General features: G+C 69.0%; 18 protein-coding genes. 9 read left to right on the top strand and 9 right to left on the bottom strand.

What is annotated here, in order from left to right:
- Positions 1-2: 2 nt before the first annotated feature.
- Together OMP44_RS10190 and OMP44_RS10185 are read left to right on the top strand one after the other, a co-directional pair.
- Positions 3-1,886 (top strand): sigma-54-dependent Fis family transcriptional regulator, encoded by a 1,884-nt coding sequence (locus tag OMP44_RS10190; protein WP_280307624.1) that lies wholly within the window; start codon positions 3-5, stop codon positions 1,884-1,886.
- A gap of 169 nt (positions 1,887-2,055) precedes the next feature.
- On the top strand, positions 2,056-3,027 hold the full coding sequence (locus OMP44_RS10185; RefSeq protein ID WP_280307623.1) for an SDR family NAD(P)-dependent oxidoreductase: 972 nt from the start codon (positions 2,056-2,058) through the stop codon (positions 3,025-3,027).
- 16 nt (positions 3,028-3,043) lie between these two features.
- On the opposite strand, the gene OMP44_RS10180 is transcribed toward OMP44_RS10185, so the two are convergent.
- On the bottom strand, positions 3,044-3,502 hold the full coding sequence (locus OMP44_RS10180; RefSeq protein ID WP_280307622.1) for a type 1 periplasmic-binding domain-containing protein: 459 nt from the start codon (positions 3,500-3,502) through the stop codon (positions 3,044-3,046).
- 197 nt (positions 3,503-3,699) lie between these two features.
- Here OMP44_RS10180 and OMP44_RS10175 point away from each other — a divergent pair, with 197 nt between their 5' ends.
- A complete protein-coding gene (locus tag OMP44_RS10175) occupies positions 3,700-3,993 on the top strand; it encodes a hypothetical protein (protein WP_280307621.1) in 294 nt (97 codons plus the stop codon).
- On the opposite strand, the gene OMP44_RS10170 is transcribed toward OMP44_RS10175, so the two are convergent.
- From OMP44_RS10170 to OMP44_RS10160, 3 genes are read right to left on the bottom strand one after another with little or no spacing between them, the layout of a single operon-like run.
- Complete coding sequence (locus tag OMP44_RS10170) at positions 3,990-4,304, bottom strand: AtuA-related protein (protein WP_187979438.1); 315 nt, start codon at positions 4,302-4,304, stop codon at positions 3,990-3,992. The genes OMP44_RS10175 and OMP44_RS10170 overlap by 4 nt on opposite strands.
- Positions 4,301-5,653, bottom strand: a complete 1,353-nt coding sequence (locus OMP44_RS10165) for an acyclic terpene utilization AtuA family protein (protein WP_187979437.1) — start codon at positions 5,651-5,653, stop codon at positions 4,301-4,303. The genes OMP44_RS10170 and OMP44_RS10165 overlap by 4 nt, the downstream gene beginning before the upstream one ends.
- Positions 5,654-6,964 (bottom strand): CitMHS family transporter, encoded by a 1,311-nt coding sequence (locus tag OMP44_RS10160; protein WP_187979436.1) that lies wholly within the window; start codon positions 6,962-6,964, stop codon positions 5,654-5,656.
- A gap of 128 nt (positions 6,965-7,092) precedes the next feature.
- Between OMP44_RS10160 and OMP44_RS10155 the strand changes: the two genes are divergently transcribed.
- Positions 7,093-7,974: a LysR family transcriptional regulator gene (locus OMP44_RS10155; protein WP_187979435.1), complete on the top strand. Its 882-nt coding sequence runs from the start codon at positions 7,093-7,095 to the stop codon at positions 7,972-7,974.
- Here OMP44_RS10155 and OMP44_RS10150 read toward each other — a convergent pair.
- Entirely contained in the window at positions 7,971-8,882 is a 912-nt protein-coding gene (locus tag OMP44_RS10150) for a LysR substrate-binding domain-containing protein (protein ID WP_273862061.1), read from the bottom strand. The two genes, OMP44_RS10155 and OMP44_RS10150, sit on opposite strands and share 4 nt — an antisense overlap.
- A gap of 194 nt (positions 8,883-9,076) precedes the next feature.
- Between OMP44_RS10150 and OMP44_RS10145 the strand changes: the two genes are divergently transcribed.
- The 5 genes from OMP44_RS10145 to OMP44_RS10125 all read left to right on the top strand — a co-directional run bounded on the left by OMP44_RS10145 (position 9,077) and on the right by OMP44_RS10125 (position 14,108).
- Positions 9,077-9,826 carry an SDR family NAD(P)-dependent oxidoreductase gene (locus OMP44_RS10145; protein ID WP_187981362.1) on the top strand — a complete coding sequence of 250 codons (750 nt, stop codon included), beginning with the start codon at positions 9,077-9,079 and terminating at the stop codon, positions 9,824-9,826.
- A 78-nt stretch (positions 9,827-9,904) separates the two neighbouring features.
- A complete protein-coding gene (locus tag OMP44_RS10140; protein ID WP_280307620.1) occupies positions 9,905-11,203 on the top strand; it encodes an MFS transporter in 1,299 nt (432 codons plus the stop codon).
- A gap of 14 nt (positions 11,204-11,217) precedes the next feature.
- Positions 11,218-12,066, top strand: a complete 849-nt coding sequence (locus tag OMP44_RS10135) for a transketolase (RefSeq protein WP_280307619.1) — start codon at positions 11,218-11,220, stop codon at positions 12,064-12,066.
- Positions 12,066-13,064, top strand: a complete 999-nt coding sequence (locus OMP44_RS10130) for a transketolase family protein (protein WP_133860726.1) — start codon at positions 12,066-12,068, stop codon at positions 13,062-13,064. The genes OMP44_RS10135 and OMP44_RS10130 overlap by 1 nt, the downstream gene beginning before the upstream one ends.
- 135 nt (positions 13,065-13,199) lie before the next feature.
- The gene (locus tag OMP44_RS10125) at positions 13,200-14,108 is read left to right on the top strand and encodes a LysR family transcriptional regulator (RefSeq protein ID WP_158891024.1); all 909 of its coding nucleotides are present in this window, start codon (positions 13,200-13,202) and stop codon (positions 14,106-14,108) included.
- 9 nt (positions 14,109-14,117) lie between these two features.
- Here OMP44_RS10125 and madM read toward each other — a convergent pair whose 3' ends face one another.
- The 4 genes from madM to OMP44_RS10105 form a co-directional block, all read right to left on the bottom strand.
- Positions 14,118-14,885 carry a malonate transporter subunit MadM gene (madM, locus tag OMP44_RS10120; RefSeq protein WP_187981361.1) on the bottom strand — a complete coding sequence of 256 codons (768 nt, stop codon included), beginning with the start codon at positions 14,883-14,885 and terminating at the stop codon, positions 14,118-14,120.
- Between the two features lie 8 nt (positions 14,886-14,893).
- Positions 14,894-15,298, bottom strand: coding sequence for a malonate transporter subunit MadL (gene madL / locus OMP44_RS10115; protein WP_187979432.1), 405 nt, complete (start codon positions 15,296-15,298; stop codon positions 14,894-14,896).
- A gap of 117 nt (positions 15,299-15,415) precedes the next feature.
- Entirely contained in the window at positions 15,416-16,351 is a 936-nt protein-coding gene (mdcH, locus tag OMP44_RS10110) for a malonate decarboxylase subunit epsilon (RefSeq protein WP_280307618.1), read from the bottom strand.
- Positions 16,348-17,034 carry a malonate decarboxylase holo-ACP synthase gene (locus tag OMP44_RS10105; protein ID WP_431312632.1) on the bottom strand — a complete coding sequence of 229 codons (687 nt, stop codon included), beginning with the start codon at positions 17,032-17,034 and terminating at the stop codon, positions 16,348-16,350. The genes mdcH and OMP44_RS10105 overlap by 4 nt, the downstream gene beginning before the upstream one ends.
- Position 17,035 lies beyond the last annotated feature (1 nt).

The following is a 17,035-nucleotide window of genomic DNA, read 5'->3' as shown; positions in this document are numbered from 1 at the left end:
CCATGTTGTCTACCCAGGCCCGCTATCACGCCCGCGCCATCGACCAGGCCCTGCGCGCGCCCTTGCGCGCGGCCAGTCCGCCCGGGCGCATCCTCGATTCCTGGCGCCGTTCCTTCGAGCAATATCAGCTCGACCCGGGCTCTCTGCGGGGGCCGCGCATCCTTTCGCGCTACGAATTGCGCCAGCACCAGCAGGCGGCGGAAGACTTCCTGCGCGTCGCCGATGGCGAACTGGGCGCCCTGCATGCGCGGGTCGAGGCGGCCGACTACTGTGTGCTGCTGGCCGACGCCCAGGGCCATACCCTGGATTACCGGGTCAGCGACCGGCTCGATGAGGAATGCCGCCGCGTCGGGCTCTATCTGGGTACCTGCTGGTCCGAGCAGGAGGAGGGTACCTGCGGCGTGGCCGCGGTACTGACCGACCGGGCGCCGGTCACGGTGCACAAGGCCGATCACTTCCGCGTGGCCTTCACCGGACTGACCTGCACCGCGGCGCCGGTGTTCGCGCCGAGCGGCGAGTTGCTCGGCGTGCTGGACGTCTCGGCGCCGCGCTCGCCGGACGACCGGCGCAGCCAGCTGCTGATCCAGCAATTCACCCGCGACAGCGCCCAGCGCATCGAGAATGCCTACTTCATGCACAGCGCCCGGGGCGACTGGGTGCTCTGCGGCCATGCCCAGGCCAGTTATCTCGATACCCAGCCGGAATTCCTGCTGGCCTGGGATTCGAATGGCCGCCTGACCGGTCTGAATCGTCCGGCCCGGCAACTCTGCCTCAATCAGCTGGGCTACCTGCCGGAGCGCCTTGACGAGGTGTTCGGTCGCGACGCCTCGGCCCGTTTAAAGGAGGACGATCCTGAACCCCTGCGCCTGGGCGAGGCGCAGCTCCACGCCCGGGTCCGGGCGCCGCGGCCGCGCACGGGTGTGGTGATTCCCCTGGTGCGCGAAGCCCTGGAGACCGAAGACGAACAGGAGCCGCAGGTCAGCCAGGCGCTCGCGACCGCCCTGCGTCTCTATCGCCACGGCCTGCCGATCCTGGTGACCGGGGAGACCGGCACCGGCAAGGAGGTCTTTGCCCGCGGCCTGCACCAGGGCGGCGATCGCAGCGCGCGGCCCTTCATCGCCCTCAATTGCGCAGCGCTGCCGGAAAGCCTGATCGAGAGCGAATTGTTCGGTCATGCCGCGGGGGCCTTTACCGGCGCCCAGCGCCAGGGTCGCGACGGCCTGATCGTGGCGGCCGATGGCGGCACCCTGTTTCTCGACGAGATCGGCGACATGCCCCTGGCCCTTCAGACGCGCCTGCTGCGGGTGCTGGCCGAGGGTGAAGTGCTGCCGGTGGGCAGCGCCCAGGCGCGGCGGGTCGATGTACGGATGGTCTGCGCCACCCACCGCGACCTCCAGGCGCGGGTCGCCGCCGGACTGTTTCGCGAAGACCTGTTCTATCGCCTCAATGGCGCCGTCTTCCAGCTGCCACCACTGCGCGAACGTGCCGACCGCCTGGCGCTGGCGCGACGGCTGCTCGAAGAGGAAGGCGGCGAGCGTCCTGCGCCGGCGCTGACGCCCCAGGCGCAGGAGGCCATCCTGGCACATGACTGGCCGGGCAACGTGCGCGAGTTGCGCAACGCGCTGCGTTACGCCTGCGCCCTGTGCGACGGTGCCCGCATCACCCTCGATCACCTGCCGGCCAGCCTGCGCCCCGGACGCGCGTTGCTCACCGAACCTGAGCCCCAGGTCGACAGCCCGGAGCGACGGTCGATCCTGGCGGCCCTGGTGCGGCACCGCTGGAAGGCCATCCCCGCCGCCCGTGCCCTGGGTGTTTCCCGGGCCACCCTCTATCGGCGGCTCAAGCTGCACGGCATCGTCATGCCGCATCGCCAGACCGAAGACTGAGCTCTTCCGCCGAACGGTCGTGGGGCACGGCGGCTGCCCTGGCGCGGCGATCCCGGCGATCAAGCGAAGCGCTTGCCGTCGGCGCGCCGGGCCCCGGTCGTCCCAGGCGGGACGTCAGTGCGGTCGGCCATGGGTCACACCTCAGACACAGAACCGAGGAAGATCCCTGATGCGTACCCTGCCACTGCTCCTTGCCCTGCCTGCCGCCCTGGCCCTGTTGAACCGCACCTCGCCCCGGCGTTCCGGGCGGCCTGATCACCCGCAACTGAGCGGCCGGACCATCGTCGTCACCGGCGCCTCCAGTGGTGTCGGTCGTGGCGTGGCTCTGGCGCTGGCCCGGCACGGTGCCAATCTGGTGCTGGCAGCGCGGCGCAGCGAGGCGCTGGAAGCCCTGGCGGTCGAGGTCCAGGCCCTGGGCGTGGCCGCCCTGACAGTGCCCACCGATGTCGCCGACATGGCGCAGATGACTGCCCTGGCCAAGCAGGCCGAGCAGCGCTTCGGTCGCATCGACGGCTGGATCAACAATGCCGGTGTCGTGGCGGTGGGCCGCTTCGAGGAGATCCCGCTGGACGATCATCTGCGTCTGCTGGATACCAATGTGAAAGGCGTGGTTATTGGCACTCACCTGGCCCTGCAGCGCTTCCGTCGCCAGGGCTATGGCCGGCTGGTCAATGTGGCGTCGGTCGACGGCGAGATCCCCCACGCCTATCAGGCCTCCTATTCGGCGTCCAAGGCCGCGGTGCTCAGCCTTGGCCGGGTGCTCCAGCAGGAACTGCGGCGTGGACGCCAGCCCAACATTCAGCTGTCGACGGTGCTGCCCTGGGCGCTGGATACGCCGATCTGGGGCCATGCGGCCACCTATACCGGCCACCGTCCCGATCTGCCGACCAAGGACGCACCGGACAAGGCGGTGCAGGCCATCGTCAAGGCGCTGGTGCAACCGCAAAAGGAAATCACCGTAGGCTACAAGGCGAAGCTGGCCTACTGGGGCCATCGCCTGGCGCCGGAACTCAATGAACGCTTCACCGCCGATGCGGTGCAGCGCGCCGAGATCGACTGGAACCCGGTCAAGACCGCTACTTCGGGCAACCTGCAGCAGCCCGATCAGGCGGGGCAGGGCGTACGGGGTACGAATTTCTGAAAGGTGACCGTCCGAGCTAGTGCCAGGATGCGTACCGCGCCCCATCCCGTGTTTCGGGACCCATAATGGTCAGCTCTCCCTGGGACGCAAGGGCGGTCTGCAGCGCCCTGGCCAGGGCCGGCTGGGTGCAGAGCAGGGCGGTCGGGGCGATGCCGGCCAGGCTGGCGGCAAGCTCCGGTCCGTACGCGGGAGCCGCCGGATCGAGCTCCAGCCGCGGCAGCAGCGGTAGCCCCTCCGCCAGCATGATCTGACAATGCGCCTGCAATTCGGCGTCGGCCTCAGCGACCGACCGTTGCCGGGCGGTCACCAGGAGGATCTGACGATGCCCGAGCGCTATCAGATGCCGGGTGGCCAGGGCGATGCGTTGGCCATGCGCTTCGGCGTGACGACAGCGGATTGTCCCGGCGGCCAGCGCCACGCCTACCGGGGGAGAGATTGCAGGGGTACGCAGGTGGAGGGCGGGGCGGGTATCCATGGATTGGCCTCTGCCACGAAGGTGCGGTCAAGACACCCAGCGTGCCGGGCGCCGATGGCAGCTTCGTGACAAAACCTATCCGCTTTCTGACCCTGGATCCTTCATTGACCTCGGCATCACGAGCGACCGCAGACGCCTTGCGTTCTCTACCGCGGCGGCTAGCCTGAAGGGAGTGACGTTCCTTCGGGAGCCTGCAGATGAACAGGTTGCATGAACGCTTGGCCCAACTCGATCCACCTGTGCGCCATGAGCTGGAGCGGCGCAGTGACGGCCTGCTGATCACGCTCATCGAGGCCGATCACAATGTACGGGTGTCGCGGCTGCTCAGGGCGGACGACATGCGCGAGGTCGAGCAGGTGAATCTGATCCTGCTGCATGCCATCAACGAACTCAGACGCAAGGGTGCCCAGGTGCCCCTCGACAAGGACACCATCCTGCTGACACGCCTGCCCGGCGCGGGTGTCGGCACCCGGGTTGAGCCGTGCGGCTAGTCCGTCAACTCCAGATCCAGCAGCGCCGCGCCAAGACCCTTGCCGTGGGCATCCAGCGCCAGCGAGCGGGTGACGCCGCCGCGCAGGGCGCCGGGCAGCACGAAATTCAGCGCGCCCAAGGCGGGCAACTCGTAGCGGCGCACAGGCGCGGCGTCGGCGGGTCGGCTGTCGGCGAACCAGGCGGCGACCCGTTCCGCGGTCAGCGCCTGGCGCAGCCGGTCGAAGTCTTCGTGGCGATAGGCGATCACCGCCATGTTCGAAGTGTCTCCCTTGTCGCCGGTACGGACGTGGGCGATCTCGCGCAGTTTCATGGCAGCGTCTCCAGCTCCAGGGTAGGGATGACGGCCGCACGCGGCCACAGCAGCGAGGCCACGGCGATCACCTCGCGGACCGCCTTGGTGGCGCCACCGCCGCCGGCCGGGCCATTGGTATAGAGGGTTTCCACCTCGTTGCCGATCTGCACCGCCGCCGCGCGGGTAGCGCAGCGCCCGACCACCCGCAAGCGGACCTCCCAGGGTTCGCCGGTAGCGCGCGTGGCCAGCGTCGCGCCGTGCAGGGCGTCGCAGCCGATCAGTTCGCAGCGCAGCTCCTGAACCGGTACGTCGCAGAGTCGCAGACGCTCGCGCACCACCTCAGCCGCCAGGCGGGCGCGGGCCAGGGCGCCTGGTCCGGCGTAGGACAGCTGGCCTTCGCCATGCCAGCCGTCGCGATAACCCACCGAGACCTTGAGCTGCGCGGGTCGTGCCTTGCCTCGGGCTCCGCTGACCGCGACCCGGTCCGGCGCGGACTGCTGCAGGGCAACGCCGGAAAAGTCGGCGGTGACGTCCGGCGTCAGATAGGCCGCCGGGTCGTGTACCTCATAGAGCAGTTGCTCGCTGCAGGTCGCCGGCGTCACGCAGCCGCCGGAGCCCGCGATCTTGGTCAGGGTCGCCTGGCCCTCGGCGTCCACCTCGGCCAGGGGAAAGCCCAGGCGAGCGAGGTCGGGGACGTCCTTGTAACCGGGATCGGCGAAGTAGCCGCCGGTGACCTGACCGGCGCATTCCAACAGATGACCGACCAGGGTGCCGCGCCCGCGACGTTCCCAGTCATCCGCCGCCCAGCCGAATTCATGCACCAGGGGTGCGAGGAACAACGAGGGATCGGCTACCCGGCCGGTGATGATGACATCGGCATCCGCTTCCAGGGCCTGGACGATGCCTTCCACGCCCAGGTAGGCATTGGCCGAGATCACCCGGTCGCCCAGTTCGGCCAGGGTCTGGCCGCTGTCCAGCAGGGCGTCGGCGGGCAGCTGGGCCAGCACGTCGTCGCCGGCCACGGCAGCGATCTTCAGCCCGGTGACGCCCAGCTCTCGCGCCAGGGCCGCGACCTTGCGCGCCGCGGCGGAGGGATGGGCGGCGCCCATGTTGGTGATCACCCGCAGGCGCGGACGATCCGCCTGATTCAGCAGCGGCAGGATGCGCCGCATCCGTGCCTCCAGCAGCGGATCGAAACCGGCCTCGGGATCGGCCAGCCGCGCCTGTTGCGCCAGGGCGATGGTGCGTTCGGCCAGGCATTCGAACACCAGGTAGTCGAGGCGGCCATGCTCGGCCAGCTCCACGGCGGGTTCGATGCGATCACCGGAGTAGCCGGCGCCGCAGCCGATGCGAAGAAGACGGCTCATCTAGAAGACTCCCAGGAGCAGGGCGGTCAGGGTCATCAGCACCGAGGCCGCGAACAGAAAGGGGATGGTGAAGCGCTGGTGATCGGCCAGGTCCAGCTTGCACAGGCCCACCAGCAGGAAGGTCGCCGGGGTCAGGGGGCTGACCGGGAAACCGGTGGTGTGCACCCCGAGCAGCGAGGCCTGGGCCACCTGCACCGGATCGACCCCCAGGTTGCGGCCGACCTCGGCGATCACCGGCATGACGCCGAAGTAGAAGGAATCCGGATCGAACAGCAGGCTCAGCGGCATGGACAGGAAGCCCACCACCGCCGGGATCAATTGCCCGTGGCCAGCCGGGATGCCCGCCACCGCCACCTGGGCCATGGCCTTGAGCATGCCGCTGCCCTGCATGATGCCGGTGAAGACCCCGGCGGCGAAGAGGATGCTGGCCATGGTCAGGGCGGTCTTGGCATGGGCGTCGATGCGCGCCTTCTGGGCGTCCACCGAGGGGTAGTTCAGGCACAGCGCGGCGACGGTGCCGAGCATGAACATCACCACCGGATCGACCCAGCCCGCGATCATCACGCCCATCACCACCAGCGTCAGCAGCAGGTTGATCCAGAACCGCCCGGGGCGACGCAGGGCGCGCTCGGCATCGCTGAGTACCCGCTCCGGTGCAGCGCCCGCGCCGCTAGCGTCCAGCCAGGGCGCCTGGCCGGCCAGGGTCAGGCGCTTCTCCTCGCGGCGACCGAGCCACCAGGCACTGGCGAAGACAAAGGCCAGACCCACCAGCTGCACCGGGATCAGTGGCTGGAACAGATCGGCCACCGGCACATGCAGGGCGGCGGAGGAGCGCAGCACCGGGCCCGTCCACGGCAGGAAGTTGACCCCGGCGGCCATGGCGGCCACGCAGGCCAGGATGCGCCGGTCCAGCCCGAGGCGGGTATAGAGCGGCAGCATGGCGGGGATGGTCACCAGGAAGGTCACCGCGCCGGAGCCGTCCAGGTGCACCAGCAGGGCGAGCAGGGCGCTGCCGCAGACGATGCGCGTCGGCCGGGTGCCGACGGTGCGCAGGATGCGGTCGATGATGGGATCGAGCATCCCGGCGTCGGTCATGATGCCGAAGAACAGGATGGCGAAGACGAACATGCCGATCACCGGGGCGACGCCCTTGATGCCGGCGATGATGAAGGCGCTGGTGCCCAGGCCGAAGCCACCGATCAGGGCCGCGGCGATGGGAATGACGATCAGGGCGACCAGGGGCGAGACGCGTTTGCTCATGACCGCGACGAGCAACGCAAGAATGGTGACGACACCGAGCAGGGCGAGCATGGCGGACTCCTTGGACCGTGGCACGGCAGGCGGGCGCACGGGAGGTTTTGTTGTTGTGGGTCCAGTATTCGAAGACGCCGGATCTCCTGTAAATTGGAATCTTTCGAAGCAGCGTTCAGAAAAACAAAATGAAGAATCTGCTCCAGCACGTGCAGGCCTTTCTCGCCGTGGCCCGCCAGGGCTCCTTCGCCCGCGCGGCCGAGGAGTTGCACCTGTCCCCTCCGGCGCTCACCGTGCAGATCCAGCAACTCGAAGCCTGGCTGGAGGTGCAACTGCTCGAACGCACCCCGCGAAGGGTTCAGCTCACCACCGCCGGTGAAGAACTGCGTGGGCCCCTGGAGCGCATCCTGGTGGACCTGGGCGATGTCCAGACCCATGCCCGGGACCTGGCGGGCCTGCGCCGCGGGCGGATCACCCTGGCGGCCTTGCCGTCCTTTTTCATGGGCCCCTTTCCCGAATTGCTGAAGACCTTCCAGGCCCGCCATCCGGCCATCGAGGTCCGCCTGCAGGACGTGGTGGCCGGTAGAGTCGAGGCGCTGGTCCGGGAAGGGCAGGTGGATCTGGGCATCGGCGTCCGGCCACGGGCCGTGGGCCTGGAGTTCCAGCCGCTGTACGTCGATCACCTGCAGCTGTTCGTCCCTCGCGACCATCCCTGGGCAGGCCGCGCCGAAATCACCCTGGGCGAACTCGACGCCATACCCCTGCTGCTCACCGGTCGCGACAGCAGCGTGCGCGAATGCCTGGACTTCGCCTTCGCCGCCGCCGGCCTGCGCCTGGTGGCGGCGCTGGAAGCCAACTACATGAGCACCCTGCTGGCCCTGGTGGCGGCCGGCCAGGGCCTCGCCCTGCTGCCGGAATCGGCGGGCGGCGAGGCCCCGGTGGTGGCCCTGCCGGTCCGCGGCGAAAGCCTGGCCCGGCCGCTGGGCATCCTGACCCCCAGCGGCCGCAGCCTCACCCCGGCGGCTCAGGCCTTCGTCGCCTTGCTTCGGCAGCGGCTGCAGGCAGGCTAATAGTCGAAGGGCTGCCCCAGTTCCTGTTGCAGCCAGTCGAGAAAGCGCCGCACCCGGGCGTAGCGCGAGTGCGCCCGGGGAAACACCAGGTGGTGCGCGGCCACCGGCAGGTCGTCGTCCTGGGGCAGGACCCGCACCAGATCGCCGCGGGCCAGATAGTCCGCCGCCAGCACCGTGCTCTCCAGGGCGAAGCCCAGGCCATGGCGGGCGGCTTCCAGGGTCATGTAGGAGCGATCGAAACTCAGGGTGTAGGGACGTTCCGGCAGCGCCAGGCCCTGCTGGGCGAACCAGTTGGGCCACTTCATGAGGGTGGCCTCGGACAGGATCAACTCACTGTGCAGCAGATCCGCCGGCGACCGGACCGGGCGTTTTTCCAGCAACTGCGGCGCGGCCAGTACCGCCAGGCGTTCGCGCTGCAGGGTGCGGATCTCCAGGTTCGGCCAGCTGGGCAGGCCGTGGCGGATGTCGATGTCGACCTTGTCGCGGCTGAAATGCAGGGATTCGTAGGAGCAGGAGAGATTGATCTGCAGGTCGGGATGACTCTGGCGAAACAGCTCCAGCCGCGGCATCAGCCAGAGCAGGCCGAAGCTCGGCGCCGAGTGCAGGCGCAGGCATTCCAGGCCGGCATCGCTGGCCGCGCGATCCGTGGCCATGGCCAGCCGGTGCAGCACCTCGCTGACCTCTTCCAGGTATTGCTCCCCGGCCGGGGTCAGGGTCATGCCGCGCGCGCCGCGGACGAAGAGGGCGCGACCCACCAGGGCTTCCAGCTTGGCCAGCTGATGGCTGACCGCCGAGGGCGTCAGCGCCAGTTGCTCGGCGGCGCGGGCGACGTTGGCGAAGCGGGCGGTCTGCTCGAAGGCTTGAAGGGCTTTCAGGGGTGGCAGGGAAAGCGTCTTGGCGGAATCCATGGGGCGCGGCTTCTGTGGCCAGTTCGAGGCTGATTGTCGACAGGCCTGGCCGATCTGCCAAGCCACAGGCATGAATTTTTTTCAGCACGGTCTGACGCAGGCTGCGTTGCTGGGGCCCTGGGGCAGGGGCACTCTGGCCCTCAGCGACAGCCCTCCACAACAACAAGAAGGATAGCGTCATGCCCCTGAATGCCCTGCTGCTGCAAGACAAGATCGCCCTCATCACCGGCGCCGCCTCCGCGCGCGGCATCGGTCGCGCCACGGCCCAGGCCTTCGCCGCCCAGGGCGCGCGGGTCATCATCCTCGACCTCGATGCCAGTGCCGCGCGGGATGCCGCCGCCAGCCTTGGCGAAGGTCACCTGGGCCTGGCGGCCAACGTGGCCGACGAAGCCCAGGTCAAGGCCGCGGTCGACCAGGCGCTCGCCCAGTACGGTCGCCTCGACGTGCTGGTCAACAATGCCGGCATCACCCAGCCGGTGAAGACCCTGGAGATCGGCCGCGCCGACTACGACCGCATCCTCGACGTCAACCTGCGCGGCACCCTGCTGATGTCCCAGGCGGTGATCCCGGCCATGCGCGCGCAGGGCGCTGGCAGCATCGTCTGCCTGTCCTCGGTGTCCGCCCAGCGTGGCGGTGGCATCTTCGGCGGACCGCACTACAGCGCCGCCAAGGCCGGGGTGCTGGGCCTGACCAGGGCGATGGCGCGGGAATTCGGGCCGGACGGTGTCCGCGTGAATGCCCTGACCCCAGGCCTGATCCAGACCGACATCACCGGCGGACTGATGCACGACGAGCGCCGCCAGTCGATCATCGACGGCATCCCGCTGGGTCGCCTCGGCGAGCCCAAAGACGTGGCCAATGCCGCGCTGTTCCTGGCCAGCGATCTCTCCGGCTACCTGACCGGCGTCACCCTGGACGTCAACGGCGGCATGCTGATCCACTGATCGCCCCCTCGTTTTCAACGCTCTGCATCGACAAGGGCGCCCGCGGCTGCGGCGCCCATAACAACAAGAGATCAGACCATGACTACGCTCACCCTGGCAGCGGCCACCTCGGCGCGCGCCAATGCCTATCGCAAGACCGCCTGGCGGCTGATGCCCTTCCTGATGCTGTGCTACTTCTGCGCCTATCTGGACCGGGTCAACGTCGGCTTCGCCAAACTGCAGATGATGAACGACCTGGCGCTGAGCGAAGCCGTCTACGGCCTCGGCGCCGGCATGTTCTTCATTGGCTATTTCCTCTGCGAGGTGCCCAGCAACATCATCCTGCACAAGGTCGGCGCGCGACGCTGGATCGCCCGCATCATGATCACCTGGGGCATCCTTTCGGGGCTGTTCGCCTTCGTCGAGACGGCCTGGCAGTTCTATCTGCTGCGCTTCCTGCTCGGCGTGGCTGAGGCGGGCCTGGCGCCCGGTCTGCTGCTCTATCTCACCTACTGGTTTCCCACCTACCGCCGCGCCCGCATGACGGTGCTCTGGTTCGTCGCCATTCCCCTGTCGGGCGTGATCGGCGGCCCGCTGTCGGGCTGGATCATGAATCAGTTCGCCGGCGTCCACGGCTGGGCCGGCTGGCAGTGGATGTTCGTCATCGAAGCCATCCCCACGGTGCTGGTGGGGGTGTTGGTGCTCGGCTATCTCAAGGACGGCGTGCACCAGGCGACCTGGCTGGACGACGAGGAAAAGGCGCTGATCCAGAAGGAACTGGCCGAGGACAACCAGCACAAGACCGAGCACGCCAGCGTGCGCGACTTCATCCGTGATCGCCGGCTGTGGCTGCTGGCCGCCATCTACTTCTGCGTGGTCATGGGCCAGTACGCCATCACCTTCTGGCTGCCGACCCTGGTGCGCAATTCGGGGGTCGCCGATCCACTGCACATCGGCCTGCTCACCAGCCTGCCCTACATGTGCGCCATCGTCGCCATGCTGCTGGCCGGGCGCAGCGGCGACCGGCACCGCGAGCGCCGCTGGCACCTGGTGATTCCCATGCTGCTGGGCGCCTGCGGCCTCAGCCTCGCCGCGGTCTTCGGCCACAACGTCACCCTGTCGATCCTCAGCCTGTGCCTGGCTGCGGCCGGCGTCCTTTCGGCGTCCTCGCTGTTCTGGATGCTGCCCACCACGCTGCTGGGCGGGGTCACCGCCGCCGCCGGCATCGCCGCGGTGAATAGCTTCGCCAACCTGGCCGGCTTCTGCTCGCCCTACCTGATCGGCTGGATCACCACCAGCACCGGCTCCAGCGCCATCGGCATGTTCCTCATCACCGGGGTGCTGGTGATAGGCGCCACGCTGGTCCTGCGCATTCCTGCCGCCCTGGTCAATCGCTAATCGAGGTACAGATCATGACCGCTTCTTCGCCACAGCTCGCACCGCTCTCGCTGGCCGAGCGCGCCCACAACATCCGCCGCCATGCCCTGCGCATGGGCCAGATCCAGGGCCAGGGTTATGTCGGCCAGGCCCTGGGCGTCGCCGACGTCCTGGCCGTCGCCTACTTCCACGCCCTGAGCTACCAGCCACAGGACCCCGAGTGGGAAGGGCGCGACCGCTTCTACCTGTCCATCGGCCACTACGCGATAGCCCTCTACGCCGCGCTGATCGAGGCCGGCGTCGTGCCGCAGGAAGAGCTGGAAACCTATGGCTGCGACGACAGCCGCCTGCCCATGTCGGGCATGGCCGCCTACACCCCGGGCATGGAGATCACCGGCGGTTCCCTCGGCCAGGGCCTGGGCATCGCCGTGGGCGCCTGCCTTGGTCTCAAGCGCAAGCAGTCCGGCGCCTTCGTCTACAACCTGCTGTCCGATGGCGAACTCAACGAGGGCGCCACCTGGGAAGCGGCCATGTCGGCCTCCCACTGGCAGTTGGACAATCTCATCGCCCTGGTGGACGTGAACAACCAGCAGGCCGACGGCCATTGCCGCGAGATCCTGGCCTTCGAACCCCTGGCCGAGCGCTGGCAGGCCTTCGGCTGGTTCGTCCAGCGCGTCGACGGCAACGACCGCGCGGCACTGGTTGCCGCCTTCGATCGCGCCCGCCAGCACCCCGGCCGACAGCCCCGGATCATTCTCTGCGATACCCGCATGGGCAAGGGCGTGCCCTTCCTGGAAACCCGCGACAAGACTCACTTCATCCGCGTCGAGGCGCACGAATGGGCCCTGGCCCTCGACGCCCTGGATGCCGGGAGGGACTTCTGATGACTACCAGCACCGCCACCAAGCCACGCCTGACCACCTCGGCGATGATCGCCAGCATCGCCGCCGAGGGCCAGCCGACGCGACCGGCTCCGTTCGGTCACGCCCTGGCGGCCCTGGCCGAGCAGCGCCAGGACATCGTCGGCCTCACCGCCGACCTGGCCAAGTACACCGACCTGCACATCTTCGCCAAGGCCCATCCCGAGCGCTTCTACCAGATGGGCATGGCCGAGCAGCTGCTGATGAGCGCCGCCGCCGGCCTGGCCCGCGAAGGCTGCGTGCCCTTCGCCACCACCTATGCGGTATTCGCCTCGCGCCGCGCCTACGACTTCATCTGCATGGCCATCGCCGAGGAGAATCTCAACGTCAAGATCGTCTGCGGGCTGCCGGGGCTGACCACCGGCTACGGCCCCAGCCACCAGGCCACCGACGACCTGGCGATCTTTCGCGCCATGCCCAACCTCATGGTCATCGACCCCTGCGACGCCCTGGAGATCGAGCAGGCGGTGCCGGCCATCGCCGCCCACCAGGGGCCGGTCTACATGCGCCTCCTGCGCGGCAACGTGCCCCTGGTGCTGGACCGCTACGACTACCGGTTCCAGCTCGGCAAGGCCCAGGTGGTGCGCCCCGGTCGCGACGTGCTGGTGGTGTCCACCGGCCTGATGACCATGCGCGCCCTGGAGGCCGCCGAGGCCCTGGCCGCGGATGGCGTGGACGTCTCGGTGCTGCACGTGCCGACCATCAAGCCGCTGGACGAGGCGACGATCCTGGCGGAAGCCCGCAAGCCGGGGCGGCTGGTGGTGGCGGCGGAGAACCATTCGCTGATCGGTGGCCTGGGGGAGGCGGTGGCGACCACCCTGCTGCGCAACGGCGTGACGCCCACCTTCCGCCAGATCGCATTGCCCGACGCCTTCCTCGACGCCGGGGCGCTGCCGACCCTGCACGACCGCTACGGCATCTCCACCACGGCGGTCTGCCAGCAGATCAAGGGTTGGTTGTAGGGCCGGGAGGAGGCGCCTGGTTACCCTCGGGATTGCACCGAGGGAGCCAGGCGCCGCCAGGGCGATTCGAAGACTCGACGCCGCCCGCCCATCCGGGCAAGGTGGGCAGCTGTCTTCCATCGCCTGCTGGCTGCCATGTCCGATACCGATGAACTCACCCTGCGCAAGCTGGAGATCTTCCTGGCCTTCATGCGCAGCCGGAACCTGGCGCGGGCCGCCGCCGAGCTGGGTACCAGCCATGTCAGCGTGCACCGCGCCATCCATTCGCTGGAGAACGCCCTGCGCTGTCCGCTGTTCAAGCACGAGGGGCGCACCCTGACGCCGCTGGATGGCGCCTTCGTGCTGGAGGCACGGGCCGAACGACTGATGCAGGACCTGGCCGAGACGGTACGCCTCACGCGGCAGGCGGCCGGCTTTTCGGCCGATCGCTTCCGCCTGGGCGCGCTCTATTCGCTGACGGTCAAGACCGTGCCCCAGCTGATCATGGGCCTCAAGCTCAGGCGCAGCGAACTCAACATTGACCTGGTGCTGGGCTCCAACGCCGACCTCGCCGTGCAGCTGCACGACTTCAAGCTGGACGCCATGCTGGTGGCCCTGGACGACGCCGTGGTGGATGCTGACTGCGAGAGCGTCGAGCTGTTCAGTGACGACATCTTTCTCGCCGCGCCCAGCGACTCGCCCTTCGCCGACCAGGCCGAGGTGGACCTGCGCGACCTCGCGGGGGTGCCCTTCGTGACCCTGACCCAGGGCTTCGCCACCTTTCGCGACGGCCGCCAGGTGTTCGCCCAGGCCGGGTTCGAGCCGGAGGTGATCATGCAGGTCAACGACATCTTCTCGCTGATGAGCATGGTCAGCTCCGGGGTGGGCTACGCGCTGTTGCCCGGGCGGGTCGAGGCGGTCTACCAGAGTCGCCTCAAGCTGCTGCCCCTGGCGCCGCGCTACCGGCTGCAGCAGCGCATCGGCGCGGTGTTCCTGCGCAGCCGCGAGCGCGATCCCAATCTGCTGGCCTTCGTCGCCGAATGCCGGATGTACGCGCGCGGCTGACTCCGCGTCTCAACCGCCGACGACGGCGCGGGTCGCCAGGAACAGCAGCGAAGGGCCGAGCAGACATCCCAGGGCCGTGTAGAAGGCCGCCGTCAGGCAACCATAGGGCACCAGGCGCGGATCGGTGGCGGCGAGGCCTCCGGCCACGCCGCTGGAGGTGCCCATCAGGCCGCCAAAGATCACCGCCGTGCGCGGATTATTCAGGCCGATGTAGGGCGCCAGGAAGGGCGTGGCGATCATCACCACGATGGACTTCACCAGGCCGGCGGCGATGGACAGCGCCATGACGTCGGAGCTGGCGCCGATGGCCGCGCCGGTGACCGGACCGACGATGTAGGTCACCGCGCCCGCGCCGATGGTGGTGAGGCTCACGGCGTCGGTGTAGCCAAAGGCCAGGGCGATGGCGACGCCAGCGATGAAGGAAGAGAACACCCCCATCAGCAGGGCGATGACTCCGGCGATGCCCGCTTCGCGCAGCTCGCGCATGTTGACGCCAAAGGCCGTCGCGGCGATGGCGAAGTCGCGCAGCATGGCGCCGCCGAGCAGGCCCAGGCCGCCCAGCAGCGGCAGGTCGACCAGGCCCTTCTGGCCACCGCTGACGACCCCGCCGACATAGGCGAGCAGCAGGCCGAGAAAGATGGCGATGGCCGAGCCGTGCAGGCGACCGCGGGTGAGTTTGTCGGAGAGCCAGTAGGAAACCCACATGATGACGCCGATCACGGCGAAGGAGGCGATCAAACCGTAGGACTGGGTGGTCTTGCTCAGGGCTTCGATCAGCATGGCGGTCACCGGGCGGTCTGGCTAAGGGAAGCGGGGGTGGCTGTGGCAGGCTTCTTGCGACCCAGGCGATCGAGCACCGGCACCAGGGCGAAGGCGATACCCACTGCCGTCAGGCCGGCGAGGATGGCCATGGGGCCGCTGTGCAGGGCTCCCACCACGTTCTGCTGCGCCGCCATGGCGACCACGATGGGGATGTAGATGGCACTCCAGAACTCCACGCCCTGTTCGGTCTTGGGCTTGAGGCCGGTGCCGCGATTGCTGATCCAGCTGCTGAAGAAGATCAGCAGCAACATGGCGATGCCGACACCGCCGACGTTGGCGGGCACGCCGATGAGCCGGCCCAGGACTTCGCCGGCGAAGATGCCGGCCAGGGTGCAGAGGGAAAGTAAAGCGACACCGTAGATGATCATTGTTGTTGTCCTCGGTTGTGCTTGGGGGTGGGGTGAAGCCTGGCCGCTGCTCGCGCTTTTACCCCCTCTCCCGCGGGGAGAGGGCGGGGGTGAGGGCAGCCGCCGTATGGGGAATGTTCAGTCCGGTCGCGCCGCCTCCTCGCGCCGCAGCGCGTCCAGGGTTTCGGGGTGGGTATCCTGCCAGGCCAGTACGCCGCTGGCGGGCAGTACGCGCCTGGCCAGTTGGCTGAGCACGCTGCCCGGCGCCAGCTCGATGGCCAGGCGCACGCCGCGCTCGCGGGCGGCTTCCAGGGTGGCGTGCCATTCGATGGTCCGCGCCATGTTGAAGGCCAGGTCGTCGCGCAACTGCTCGGCACGCACCAGCCGTCTTGCCGAGGTACCGCTCAGATAGGCCAGCCGGGGCGCGCGTAGCTCGACCTCGGCAAAGGCCTTATTCAGAGTCTGGGCTGCTTCGGCGAGGAGCGGGCAGTGGGACGGCACGCTCATGGCCAGGCGCTTGGCCGCTGCGGCACCCTGGGCGCGCGCGGCTTCGGCCAGCGCGGCCAGGCCGGCATCGCTGCCCGCGACCACGTATTGCTGCTCGGCATTGGCATTGGCCAGGTACAGCGGCGCGGCAGGGCGATGGTGGTCAGCGACCAGGCTCTCCACCGCGCCACGCCCCAGGCCCAGGATCGCCAGCATGCCGTAGCCGGACGGGTAGGCCGCCTGCATCAATTCGGCGCGACGGGCCACCAGGCGCAGCGCATCGGCGAAGTCCAGGGCCTCGGCCACCACCGCGGCGGCATAGGCTCCGATGGACAAACCCGCCACCAGCTGTGGCGCCGGTCCGCGGCTCAGCAGCAGGCGCGCCGTGGCGACGCCGGCGATCAGCAGGCAGAGCTGCACGGCGCGGGTATGTTCCAGGGCCTGGACGGAGTCCAGGTTCAAGGGATCGAGGTCCAGCACCGCGGCGGCTTCCGCCAACGTCCGCCGGACCTCGGCGTCGTCGGGCAGGGCATGCAGCATGCCGGAACGCTGGGCACCCTGGCCGGGAAACTGGAAGAGGGTACTCATGCGGCGCGTGCCTCTGGCCAGGGATCGCCTACCAGCTGGGGACCGGCAGCGGTCTTGAGCAGCACCCTGGGCGCGTTCGCCGCCCAATCCGCCAGGGCCACGCCGCCGAGCGGGGTCTCCAGCAGGATGTCCAGGCGACAGAGCGCCTGTGTTTGCAGGGACGCCAGCAGGGCCCGCGCCTGCTCGCGTGGCAGCGGGGCTGCGCAACGGATCAGCAGATCCAGATCGCTCCTCGCATGCAGGGCTGGCCAGCCAGAGGCCAGTTCGTAGCCCGCGGCGCCGGTGGGGCCCCAGGGCAGGCCCAGGTCATCCAGCCGGGTTTGTAAGCGGCCAAGGGTGTCGAAGACGGGCAGATCGCGGCAGCCGTTCGTGATCCGCAGCGCCTCGGGAGACCGCCGCTGCAGCACGACAGCAGGCGCCAGCCAGGCCGCCAGCCGCTCGGCGCGGGTGGTGCCGCGCAGGCCGACCGGGATGCGGCCGGGCTCAGGTGTCGCGCGGCGGACGACGACGGGCAGGCCGGTTTGGGCGACCTGGTGGGCCCAACTGGGGGCGCGCGCGGGCAGGGCGTCCGGGGTGAGGCCCCAGAGGAGGTCGTGGGGCCGGTGTTGGGCTTCGCTGCGCTCAACCCAACCTACCTGAGCCTCGCAGGTTGGGTTGAGCGCAGCGAAGCCCAACGATCCCACC

The organism is Pseudomonas flavocrustae (assembly GCF_029872515.1).
Taxonomy (GTDB): domain Bacteria; phylum Pseudomonadota; class Gammaproteobacteria; order Pseudomonadales; family Pseudomonadaceae; genus Chryseomonas; species Chryseomonas aestiva.
The sequence above is the reverse complement of the archived record's forward strand: the minus strand, read 5'-3'. Positions and strand labels throughout refer to the sequence as shown.